General features: G+C 48.5%; 11 protein-coding genes and 1 pseudogene. All 12 read right to left on the bottom strand.

The features are described 5' to 3' along the window. Positions 1-150: a teichoic acid D-Ala incorporation-associated protein DltX gene (locus tag LBCZ_RS02915; protein ID WP_005714493.1), complete on the bottom strand. Its 150-nt coding sequence runs from the start codon at positions 148-150 to the stop codon at positions 1-3. 519 nt (positions 151-669) lie between these two features. Beyond that, positions 670-981 carry a thioredoxin gene (gene trxA, locus LBCZ_RS02910; protein WP_010493758.1) on the bottom strand — a complete coding sequence of 104 codons (312 nt, stop codon included), beginning with the start codon at positions 979-981 and terminating at the stop codon, positions 670-672. A 66-nt stretch (positions 982-1,047) separates the two neighbouring features. After that, positions 1,048-3,408, bottom strand: coding sequence for an endonuclease MutS2 (locus LBCZ_RS02905; RefSeq protein WP_025012324.1), 2,361 nt, complete (start codon positions 3,406-3,408; stop codon positions 1,048-1,050). Between the two features lie 65 nt (positions 3,409-3,473). Then, positions 3,474-4,030 (bottom strand): annotated as a pseudogene (locus LBCZ_RS02900) (CvpA family protein). 12 nt (positions 4,031-4,042) lie between these two features. Next, entirely contained in the window at positions 4,043-4,288 is a 246-nt protein-coding gene (locus LBCZ_RS02895; protein WP_025012322.1) for a cell division protein ZapA, read from the bottom strand. Positions 4,289-4,575: 287 nt separating this feature from the next. After that, positions 4,576-4,896 carry a DUF1292 domain-containing protein gene (locus LBCZ_RS02890; RefSeq protein WP_010493750.1) on the bottom strand — a complete coding sequence of 107 codons (321 nt, stop codon included), beginning with the start codon at positions 4,894-4,896 and terminating at the stop codon, positions 4,576-4,578. A 49-nt stretch (positions 4,897-4,945) separates the two neighbouring features. Further along, positions 4,946-5,380, bottom strand: a complete 435-nt coding sequence (gene ruvX / locus LBCZ_RS02885) for a Holliday junction resolvase RuvX (RefSeq protein ID WP_025012321.1) — start codon at positions 5,378-5,380, stop codon at positions 4,946-4,948. Next, positions 5,380-5,640: an IreB family regulatory phosphoprotein gene (locus tag LBCZ_RS02880; RefSeq protein WP_003564007.1), complete on the bottom strand. Its 261-nt coding sequence runs from the start codon at positions 5,638-5,640 to the stop codon at positions 5,380-5,382. Before LBCZ_RS02880 ends, ruvX begins: the two co-directional genes overlap by 1 nt. 104 nt (positions 5,641-5,744) lie before the next feature. Then, positions 5,745-6,836, bottom strand: a complete 1,092-nt coding sequence (locus tag LBCZ_RS02875) for a hypothetical protein (RefSeq protein ID WP_025012320.1) — start codon at positions 6,834-6,836, stop codon at positions 5,745-5,747. 206 nt (positions 6,837-7,042) lie between these two features. Next, positions 7,043-9,688 (bottom strand): alanine--tRNA ligase, encoded by a 2,646-nt coding sequence (gene alaS, locus LBCZ_RS02870; protein ID WP_025012319.1) that lies wholly within the window; start codon positions 9,686-9,688, stop codon positions 7,043-7,045. A gap of 294 nt (positions 9,689-9,982) precedes the next feature. After that, on the bottom strand, positions 9,983-10,918 hold the full coding sequence (locus LBCZ_RS02865) for a hypothetical protein (protein ID WP_039639526.1): 936 nt from the start codon (positions 10,916-10,918) through the stop codon (positions 9,983-9,985). A gap of 4 nt (positions 10,919-10,922) precedes the next feature. Then, positions 10,923-12,269, bottom strand: a complete 1,347-nt coding sequence (locus tag LBCZ_RS02860; protein ID WP_025012318.1) for a DEAD/DEAH box helicase — start codon at positions 12,267-12,269, stop codon at positions 10,923-10,925. Positions 12,270-12,272 lie beyond the last annotated feature (3 nt).

The raw sequence follows: 12,272 nt of genomic DNA, 5'->3' as shown, positions 1-12,272 counted from the left end.
TTAGAACTCGTTATAGATGAATTTACTGTTATTGATGCCACTGTATCCGTATAGATAAACCAGAACCAGCAGAATCACGAAATACGTGACGGTCCAAAAGATGAACCGAAATGTGGGATTCTCCCACACCGCTTTTAATTTTGCGAACATCTTGTCACCCCACGTTCTTAATTACACGTCTATTATAGTTTTACAGAAAACGCCTCGCCAACGAAAAGCGTAACAATCACCTAACAGTTTCGTAATGTGAACCAGACAACTATCTGCCGGGCTTCAACCCAAACAATTGTTTAACATCTCAAAGTTCCTGTTATACCAACGTCGGACGCGTTTATGCGTGTTCAATACAGGTCGTTTCCCAGGCTAAACCACCACGATGAAATAACCCTAATATAGCGATTACATCTGAAAAATCCCACTGATTTTCCTCGGTTTGGATTAAGATTCGTCTTTTTATCATGTTTTTTATATCCACAGTGAACGGTATTTGCTTTAACCCCCAATTTTTGAGTCTCACCAATCTGGTTATGAAAAAGAAAAGACGCGTAACTTTCGCACAAACCTGCTTGTGTGCTAAAAAGTTACGCGTCTTATTTGACACTTCTAAAAAAGGCCACAGCCTTATTCAGACTGCAGCCTCCGACCAGAATGTTGGTCCTTTTGCTTCAATTAAGCGGTGTACTTGTTCAGTGTTGCATCGAGCTGATCTTTGGTTTGATAGCCAACCAGCTTCTCGACAACCTTGCCATCTTTCTTGATAACAAGCGTTGGGATCGCCATAATGCCAAAGGACTTTGGCGTCTCCGGGTTAGCGTCGACATCCATCTTGACGAACTTAACGTCATCGCGGCTTTCGGCTAACTTTTCGATCACTGGGCTCTGCATACGACAAGGGCCGCACCATGTCGCCCAAAAATCGGTTAGGGTGACGCCAGTGTCGGTCTCCGTCTTGTAGTTTGAATCTGTGACTGCTTGAACCATGAACGGATTCCTCCTCTTACTTTTTATAACTAAATCATAGCACATTCACTGGTAAAATACTACCAGCTACTTGAAATTAACAATCGTTGCCCCGGATCCACCAGCATTCTGCGGGGCAAACCCAAAGCTTTTCACTTGCCGATGACGCTTCAGATATTGGTTCACACCATTGCGAATCGCGCCGGTGCCCAAACCATGAATGATCGTCACCGACGGATAGCCCGCCAACAATGCTGCATCAATATATTGATCCAAATCGGCCATTGCCTGCTCATAGCGCTCGCCACGCAAATCCAGCGTGGTAGACGGGCCGCTCATGCCACCGCCACTAACTTTGACCACTGGCCGCTGGACGGAGGCCTGTTTGGTTGGTTTGACTTTTTCCAGTTCTGACGTCGGCACCTTCATTTTCAAAATGCCCATCTGAACCTGCCAATGATCCTTGTCGAACTGTTCCAATAAAGTGCCAGTCTGGTCATAACTGGCGACCTTCACCTCATCGCCGACATGCAAGGCCTGCTTTTCCCGTTCACGCCGAAGCACCCGATTTTTTTGCAGTGGCTCGTCTTGATGCAGATGCTTCAGGGCGGTTTTGGCCGCAATCAATTGATTTTCTTTGACGGATCCCGGATTGGTCAGTTGCATTTGCCGCAGCTGCTTAATAATTTTATCCGCTTTTGCCTGCGCCTTGTCAACCATGGCATTGGCTTTTTCCTTCGCCTGTTGCAACTGAGCGTCCCGTTCAGTGGTGAATGTCTTATACGCATCAGCCAATTCGTCGTGAAGCGCTTGGGCATCTGCCAATTGCCGTTGCGCAGCTGCCCGGGTATTTTCTGCTGCCTTACGTTGTCTTTCCAAATCACTGATCATGTTGTTGAGTTCGTGACTGTCGGAACTAATCATCGACTTGGCCCGATCGACAATCGACTGCGGTAGGCCTAATCGCATCGAAATATCGAAGGCGTTTGACCGACCGGGAACACCGACCAACAGGCGATAGGTTGGCTGCAGCGTTTTGCTGTCGAACTCCATCGACGCGTTGATGGTTTTTGGCGTGTTGTAGCCATACAATTTCAGTTCCGGGTAATGGGTCGTCGCCACCACGTACGCGCCAATTTCGCCGACCGCATCCAAAATTGCAATCGCCAGCGCCGCACCTTCCTGTGGATCCGTGCCTGCTCCCAATTCATCAAACAGCACCAGACTATTGCGGGAAAGCTGTTTAAGAATGTGCACGATATTATCCATATGGGCCGAAAAAGTGGACAGATTCTGCTCGATCGACTGCTCATCGCCAATGTCGGCAAAAACCTCATCAAAAATGCCGATGCGGCTTTCATCGTCAGCCGGAATAAACAAGCCGGATTGACCCATGAGCTGCAATAGCCCTAACGTTTTTAAGGTGATCGTTTTTCCACCGGTGTTGGGGCCCGTGATCACCATTGCCTGATAATCTGCTCCCAGTGGGATGTCATTACCAACCACCTGATGCCGGTCAATTAACGGATGGCGTGCCTGCCGCAACAGGACATCATTATCGGATGAAACAAGTGGTTCGGTTGCCTTTTGGTCCTTAGCCAACTTGGCTTTAGCGTTAATAAAGTCAAAATGGCCCAAAACCGCCGCATTGGCTTTGATCTGCCCTGTATAGGGTGCCAACTCATTTGATAGCTCAGCCAACACCCGATTGATTTCGGCTGTTTCTGCCATCTGAGCCTCACGCAGACGGTTATTCAACGCGACGATAGCTTGTGGTTCAACAAAAAGGGTTTGCCCCGTGGCACTTTGATCGTGCACAACACCACCGAATTTGCTGCGATACGCTGCTTTCACCGGGATGACATAGCGATCGTCACGAATCGTTACAATTGGATCACTCAAATATTTTGACTGGGCGCCACGCGTATATTCAGACATTTTGTTACGAATATCGCTTTCAATACGTTTAATTTGCTCACGAATCCCGTGCAGCTCGGGACTGGCTTCATCAGTTAAAGTGCCATCTGGATCAACGGCAGTCTTCAAACGCCGAGATAATTGCGGCAATGCTGTCAGTTCCTCTTGCAACGTATATAACTGCCGAAAGTCAATCTGATCCTGTAAGTCAGTCAAAAATTTATCGATGGCACTCACTGTTTGCAACACCCGACTGATGCTGGCCAACTCCTGGCCATTCAAAACGGCCCCGATATCGACTCGCTTTAATGCCGGATCAATATTTTCCAGCTGGGGAACCGGAATGCCACCTTTGAGCCGTAATGCTGAGGCTCCGTCAGCGGTTTCATCCAGCGCCCGTTGTACGGCCACCGGATCCGTTAACGGCACCATATTCTGGACCAGCTGCCGTCCTTTCGCCGTTACGACTTGACGCAACAGTGCTTGCTGAATCTTGTCGTATTCAAGTGTTTTTAAAATCTTTTTATTCATGTTCTGCTCCTATAACCACGAAGCGCCCAAAGACATCCGTTCTCCGTCCTTGAGCGTCACTGTGTTCACAACCAAAGGGCATTCACAAATTGTGTTAACCCCGGTGAATATTTAATCATGACTTTGGCAACAATTGAATGGTCGAGTCCCTGTTGAATCCCGGCAATCGGAATCAACGCCAGCAACGCCAAAATGAGAAACAAAAAAATATACCCAATCACCAAATTAGCGATGCCGCCAATGACAGCACTTTTGCGGTGACCCATTGCCTTATAAGTCAAATCATGAAACCACAACGAGATAATTCGAGTCATTAACCAGCCGATCGTCAGTACCAGTAAAAAAGCAAAGCCGCGATAAAACGCGGTATCTAACGTCAAACCGATTTTATCGGAATAAAACGCAAATTGACCGGCATTAGTCGCTGATGGATAAGGAATTAATAACGTGAAGTGTTCCCCTAATGGCTGGGCCAAGGCAGTTGCTGCCAAAAAGCTCAGGGCATATCCGCCCACGTGTAGCCACTGCAACACAGCCCCGCGACGTGCCCCACTGTAATAAAAAGACGTGCCCCACTGTAATAAAAATATGCCAACACTAAAATAATCGCAATCGAAATCAAGTCGTTCCCCCACTATGCCTTTTGATCCGGCTCATCCTGTTGGGCCGCTAACAGTTTAACCTGATCAGAAACAGCATTGAAGGCAACTAAAACGGCCTGCTCTTCGGCGGTCATATCCGGTGCAAGCGTTTTAACTTGATCCAGCCGTTCGTTCAGCAGCTTCGTCACGGTCAAAAAATGTTGCTCGGATCCGGGTCCGATAATCGTATACGCTTTACCGCCAATAATGGCTTTAAAGCGGCGCTTCTCCTCAGTCATGACGCGAATGCCTCCACTCTTTTAAGGTGTATTTTACCATAGTTAACCGGTCGCGAGCAGGTGCGGGTAAATGCGACTGAAATTGGGAGTTATCTGCTCGAAATGTGCTCGGTTGCCATAACGCGTTCACTGGCGCAGGAGCCTGCATGTAAGGACCTCGGTCGCAATGGCCAAGCCCGGGCCATCACGCCCAAGGCCACTTACACTCCGGCTCCTAACCGCGCCAGTTCACGCTCACACAAAAAGCAGACCACCAATTCCGGTGGCCTGCTAGGGGGATGACTTGGTTAATCTTGTAGATTTGAATCGTCATCGGCCAAGAAGGTGTTTAGGACTTCTTCGACCATATCCCATTCCTCATCGTCTTCGATAGGAAAAAGATCTCCCGAGCTGGCATCCCCGTTTGCATCCGGCGTGAATGAGAAAGCCTGGATTTCAACTTCCTGATTATCGCTTTCGCTGGCAGGGTATAAAAGCACGTAGCTTTTGCCGTAATCTTCGGAATCAAACGTGAATAAAACCTGATAGAGCTCTTCGTTGCCCTTTTCATCGATCAGCGTAATCTGCTGATTGTCATCGCCGGGCGTTACATGTTCGTTATTCGCCATCTTGCTTCTCCTTAAATACAGGCGGAACCTGTGTTGCCACCTGCCATGATTATTGCTTCGTCAAGGGACCTTTTGCATCCAGATAATTTTGTAGAATCATCTGAGCAGCCACTTTATCAATGACCTGCTTTTGCCGCTTACGGCTGGCGTCTGCTTCTTCAATCAGCATCCGCGAAGCCTCAACGGTTGTAAGCCGCTCATCAATAAAGTCAACTGGCAAACCAAACGTCTCTTTAAGTAAATCACCATAAGCCTGTGACTTTTCTGCGCGTGGTCCAATTGAATTGTTCATATTTTTGGGTAAACCCAAAACAAAGGCGGTCACCTCATATTGCTTGACCAACTCTTTGAGGCGTGTAATCCCAAACTGTTGTTTATCTTCATTGATCCGAATAATCTCCAGACCTTGTGCCGTCCAGCCTAAAGGATCACTGATCGCTACCCCGACAGTCCGAGAACCGACGTCCAACCCCATTAAGCGCATTAAGCTTGCTCCTTGCCAAGATAGTTTCGAACAAGCTCTTCAATGATCTCGTCGCGCTCATGTTTCCGGATCAGGTTACGCGCATCATTGTACCGAGGAATATAGGCTGGATCCCCAGAAATCAGATACCCCACTATCTGGTTGATCGGGTTATAGCCTTTTTCCTCAAGCGCCTTATACACAGTTTCCAACGTTTCGTGAACATTTTTCGGATTGTTATCTCGAAAATCAAAGTGAACGGTTTGATCTAATGTGCTCATTCTTACACCTCTATTCTATCCGCTTCACAGACCATTTTATTTGAAAGCCAGGCAAATGTACAATTCCTGAGCAAAAGTAAGTAAAAAGTCAATGAAAGCGTCTGTTACACCCAATCATCATCCTCGTCATCCCAATCAGCCAAGCCGATCACCTGTTTAATCTTATCAGGATGCACTGGAAAATGAATCGGCGGCATAACCTGCGCATCGACAACCTCACCATGCAGCGTACGCCCTTCATTTCCCACCGGAACGATGACCACGTCGCCTTCCTGCAGTCCAGGCAAATCGGTTTTATACAAATAATCCTTGGACCCTTGCCGGAAGTTGACTTTAATGTAATGCATCAACTGCGGACCGAGTTGATAAGCTTCCTGCAGATCACGTCGTTCACCGATCCGCCGAAAATTCTGAATGGCCGCAATGACTGTCTGCCATAACTTCTTCATCTTCAAGTCGGTTTCAGCATTCACTTGAAGTTGCGTTGGCTCGCCGTGCGGATACTTTACCGTCAATACCAGAATCGCTCGCGGCCGCTGAGCAGGATCGACAGTGATGGCGGTTAAATCGCCTAAACCAGCCACAGCATCGGTCACCTTTTTAGCTAAGGATGCTACCAGCTCAGGGTCATGATAGACAACATCATGATCGGAAAGTGGCTCGGCGTAGGCAGTTTTCAGAACCACTTGATTATTCAACGCATCAATCAGGTACGTTCGCCGATAACGTAATTGCCGATTTAAAAAGCGGCCCGGCCCATCGAACTTCGGCAACTGGATGGTGCCAAAGCGGACATAATCCAACTGCCATGCTGTGGCTGGCAAAAAGTGGCCGCCCGGAACGGTAACGACATACTTCAATAAACTAAGCAAGGTTTCAAAATTTTCAGGAAGTGGCTGACCGCCTTCGTAGCGATCCTTCTGACCACCATCGTCAGTGATCGTCAATTCCCAGCGCGTGTCAGCCAGCATCGGTGACTTTTCAGCTGACGGTTTGCGCCAGGCATTGAAGTCGAGCGCGGATAGTTTGGCAATAAACGCCGCAGCATCCGCTCCTGTCAATTCATTCTCGGCCGCTCCTTCCAGCGTTGTCGGATCAACAATATAATCTATGTTAACCAGGTTATCGCGACAGACGACTTGATAAACCTCCCGCGTCCCCAAGAAATCGGTTAAGGCCAACCGCAACGCTCTCATGCTACTCACCCCCAATAGAATCGTTTTCTTCATTCTACCATGAATCATCGCGCTCATAACGCCAAAAATAAAATGCGTCAGGATTCGACTAACAAAATAACTGTTAGCGAATTCTGACGCACGGTACAACTATTTAAATGGCATTCAAGAGGATCAATTTAGGCACTGAAGCTGACCATGATTACCAGTAAAACGGCTTCAGTTTACTAAGCTTGTTGGCCAATAACCTGCTTGGCTTCGCTTAAGGCTGCTGCAATACCGGCCGGATTCTTGCCGCCTGCCTGAGCCATGTCCGGACGACCGCCGCCGCCACCGCCAACTTTTGGCGCGATGGCTTTGATCAGGTCACCTGCTTTGATGCCGGCTTTATTCGCGGTTGCATTGGCTGCTACCAGCAAGTTTGCCTTGCCATTGGCTTCCGTTCCCAGCACCAGCACATCCGAAGCGTTCTTGGTTTTCCATTCATCGGCCAATTGTCGCAACTCGTTCATCCCGGCAACTTGAACCTGTTTGGTAATGATCTTGAAGTCGCCAACCGTTTCGGCATGGTCAAAAATACCAGCTGCAGCTTGGGCAGCAAGTTTTGCCTGCAACCCATCCACTGTTTTCTGCTCGGTTTTAAGATCAGCCTGCAGTTGGGCTACCTTGCTTGGCACGTTTTTCACCTGATCAATTTTCAGATGATCTGCGGTTTCTCTTAGCCAATCCTGTTGTTGCGTCAGATATTCATAAGCTTCCTTAGAGGTCACAGCTTCAACCCGGCGAATACCGGCACCGATACCGGATTCGCTGGTGATCTTGAATAATCCTAATGCATTGGTGTTGGTTGGATGCGTGCCGCCATCGAATTCCTTGTTATAATCGCCAATCGACACAATCCGCACGACATCGCCATATTTGTCCCCAAACATAGCAATCGCGCCAAGTTTCTTGGCCTCTTCGATTGGCATCTCTTTCCAGGTAATCGGCAAAGCATCCCAGATTTTCTGATTAACAATCGTTTCGACTTCGCGGAGCTGTTTCGGGGTTACCTGTCCGAAGTTCGTAAAATCAAACCGCAAGTAATCCGGTTCGACTAATGAACCTGCCTGGTGAGTATGCTCGCCTAAAACATCGCGCAGTGCTTGATCAAGCAAATGGGTCGCCGTATGGTTAAGCGAAACTTTCTTCCGTCGCAGCCGATCAACACTCAGCCAGTATGCTTGGCCTTTTTCCAACTTACCGTTAACGGTCACCGTATGCAGATTCTGGCCATTGGGTGCATGCTGCACATCAGTTACTTCTGCCAATACCGTGCCGTCTTGCGCCTTAATTTGCCCGTGATCGGCGACCTGGCCGCCCATTTCCGCATAAAACGGGGTCTCGTTAAAAATCAACTGCGCCGTGCCGTCACTGACATCATCCTGCAGCTGATCGTCGACAATAATGTCCTGCAGGGTCGCATGCTTATGATCCAATTCGGTCCAACCGGTAAATTTACTTGGCGTTGTGATGTTCATTAAAACCGTATCCTGACTGCCCATAGACTGGCGATCGCCGCGCGCTTTACGGGCCCGATCACGTTGCGCGGCCATGTTCTTTTTGAAGCCGACCATATCGACTTGTAAACCCTCGTCCTGCGCATACTCATTGGTCATTTCAACCGGGAACCCGTATGTGTCAAACAACTTGAAGGCATCGGCGCCGGAAATTTCTTTCTTGCCGGTTTTCTTCAATTCGGCAATGATCTGATTCAACAGATTGACACCGGCATCCAATGTCTGGCGGAATCGCGTTTCCTCGGATTTGATCACCTTTTGAATAAATGGTTGGTTAGCCAGAATCTGTGGGTAATAGCTCTTCATGATTTCGCCGACAACCGGTACCAATTGATACAGAAAATCGTGATCGATGCCTAGCTTTTTGCCATTCAGAACCGCACGCCGGATCAGCCGCCGCAACACGTAACCGCGACCTTCGTTACTTGGCAAGGCGCCATCGCCAATCGCAAATGTCACCGTCCGCGCGTGGTCCGCAATGATTTTAAATGAAACATCATCCTGCGCATTGGCACCGTATTTTTTGCCAGCACTCATCTTTTCGGTCGCCTTGATAATCGGCATGAACAGGTCGGTTTCAAAAATCGTTGGTGTCCCTTGAATCACGGCAACCAAACGTTCCAAGCCCATGCCAGTATCAATGTTCTTATGTGGTTGCTCGACAAAGCGCCCGTCTGGTAAATGATTCAGTTCTGAAAAGACAATATTCCAGATTTCAACATACCGCGAGTTTTCACCGCCGGGATAGTTCTCCGGATCATCTTCAGCGACATTGTTGAACGATTGGCCGCGGTCATAAAAAATTTCGGAATCCGGACCGGATGGGCCTTCACCAATGTCCCAGAAATTATCTTCCGCTTCAACGATGTGATCGTCAGGAACCCCGACCTTGCGCCATAGTTCTTTAGTTACCTTATCTTTTGGATAAACCGTCACGTACAGACGCTTAGGATCAAATCCGAACCATTTAGGGCTCGTCAGTAACTCCCACGCCCACGGAATCACTTCTTTTTTGAAATAATCACCAACGGAAAAGTTGCCTAGCATTTCAAAAAAGGTTAAATGGCGCGCAGTTTTCCCGACATTTTCAATATCGTTGGTTCGAATCGACTTTTGGGCATTGGTGATCCGCGGATTGTCCGGTGCGACCGAGCCATCAAAATACTTCTTCAGCGTCGCAACACCGGAATTGATCCATAACAAAGTCGGATCGTCGACCGGGATCAACGAAGCACTTGGTTCAACGGCATGACCTTTACTCTTAAAAAAATCCAGAAACATTTGGCGAATTTCGCCACTTGACATCTTTTTCACTTTGGCACTTCCTCCTCTGGGCTGGTAAGCACGTTAACACAAAAAGCACCATTGCTGCCAAGGGCGCTTGCACGCGGTACCACCTTGGTTGCAATGATGCGACTCATTACCACTTCATTAATATTCGTTCAACTGATATCAGGGAGCACATCTTAGCCTGGCGCAACCGTTCTCAACTAACGCGGTTGTTTCTGTCTCACACAGGGGTCGACGCATGTCCTAACGGTTGTTCATTATAGCTTTTCTGAAAAGTGGGGTCAACTCACTTTGTTAAGGAGCATGAAGGCTTGGCGACTAATTCACCGTAATTGTCGCAACCCGACGATACACGGCAGATGACAAATCTACTTCACCTGGAACCTGATAAAACGGCGATAACGCCAATGCCTCTTTTGCTGTCGGCTGAGCAGTTAATGCCGTGCTTTTTTGCAAGTCTTCGACAATCAGCTCACTACCGGTTCGTTTAACCGGAATGGTCAGGCCAAAGCGGTTAGGCAAATACCGCGGCATTTCCAGTGGTAGCGTATTGCCGAATGGAAACAGGCTGGGGTTACCGCCACTTTGCAGGTATTCATATTGATCCTGAGTCGGCAGACGGAAGCCAAAATAGCTCAGTGACTTGCTCAGATCAGCTTTACGCCACGATTTAACGATACTGACCTGATAATGATGCGCACTGGCCAATCGCAATTTGACGCTGCCGCTTGTCAGGGTAGCCGGCCAGCCAGTTTGCGAAAATGGATCAAGGCTGCCATGGCGATCCAGTAACGCCAGTACCTGCGCGCGAATTGCCGCATATGCCATATGGTTGCCCTTGAAAATTCGGGTGGTCAAACTAACCCGTCCCAAAATCTCCTCATTGGCTGGCGTTGCCCTGGTTGCGACCAACATAGGAGGCATGTCGGTTTTTCTAACCGGTGAAAGCAGCTGTTGAATGTCAGCCAGAGTCAAATCGCTTTGCGCCAGGTAAGGTGCCAACTCTTCTTGATGATTCGTAGCGAATCCCAGACTGACATTCGTCATCCCCGGAACCAACCGCACCCATTCGCCACCGATCATCGCTTCAAAAGTGTGAAGTGTCTGACCGTAAAACGTGGCGGTCACCGGACGAATTGCGTCAACTGTCAGCAATGGACTTAAGAAATAGCGAGTCAGCTGTTGAAAAATAAAGCGCTGCCGTTTTTCATTCAGGGTATTCCATGTCGGCAGCGTCAACTCGTTTACGGCCATATTTTTATCCTCGTTTGCGGTTTTTACGTTTTTCGGCTAATAAGGCTTGGCGACGGGCAACTTTGGCATTCCGTTTGCGTTCCAATAACGCAGCAGTGCGAATTTTCTTACGATAGTTTGGCATATGCTTTTGCTTGGCTTTTTTGACTAAGCCGCGCATCGCCAGACTTGTTTCTTCCTGCTTAGGCTTACGGTGAACGCGCCGATTCCGATCATACGTGTCGACCAATTCGCCTTTGTGAAGGGTCTTAGGCGCAAACTTGATGCCCATATGCTCTAACTCGGCAACCTGATCTTCTTGTCCCGGTTCATAAAGCGTGATCGCCGTACCAGCCAAGCCGTTTCGTCCAGTCCGCCCTACTCGATGAATAAAGAACTCCAGGTCTCGCGGAATCTCGGCATTAATCACCATCGAAACCCCTTTAATATCAATGCCACGCGCAGCCAAATCAGTCGCAACCACGTATTGATATTTAAGATCAGCCACTTCTTTCATGATGCGCCGGCGTTCACGCGGTTGGACGCCACCATGAATCTTGGCAACTTTCAACCCTTGATGTTTCAGGTAATCATGAATCGCATCCACGCTGGTTTTGGTATTGGCAAAAATCAACACCAAAAACGGATGGCCCATCGTGACGAGCTGATAAACCAGTTCGTTTTTATCCTGTCCTTTAGCAGCAATCAGAATATTCTCAACGGTGTCAGCGATGACGGACTGTGGTTTGAGTTCAATCATTGTGGGGTGATGCATGTATTTACGCAGGAACGGTTCGAGCTTTTGCGGAATGGTGGCAGAAAAAACGGCCATCTGCAAATTCTCCGGAAAACTAGACGCAATCGCATCGACAGTCTCCAGAAAACCCATGTCCAACGTCATATCGGCTTCATCGACGACAAAATGACGAACCGAAGCCGGCACTAAATCATAACGTTTTATCATGTCTAAGATCCGCCCCGGTGTGCCAATGGCAACATGTGGCTGATGATGCTGCAGTTTGTCAATCTGCTTTTGCTTATCCATCCCGCCGACTAACCGACTGATCCGAATCGCCGGTTCCGTTTGGGTCAATTGTTGGGCGACCGCATAAATCTGATTGGCGAGCTCGCGGGAAGGGGCCGTGATGACCACTTGGGTTGCATCCTGTTCAGGATCGACCATGCTAAGCAACGGTACCAAAAAGGCGTGGGTTTTCCCGCTGCCTGTCTGACTCTGACCCACAAGATTCTCCCCGCGCAATAAGGCCGGAATCACCTTTTTTTGAATCGGCGTCGGTTGCGTGATCCCCATAGCATCAAGGCCGGCGATCACGAACGGCTTGATTTGATATTGTTTAAATTGATTCTCCATAAT

It is taken from the genome of Lacticaseibacillus casei DSM 20011 = JCM 1134 = ATCC 393 (genome assembly GCF_000829055.1).
Taxonomy (GTDB): Bacteria; Bacillota; Bacilli; order Lactobacillales; family Lactobacillaceae; genus Lacticaseibacillus; species Lacticaseibacillus casei.
Note: the sequence above shows the minus strand (reverse complement) of the source record. Positions and strands in the feature narration are given on the sequence as shown.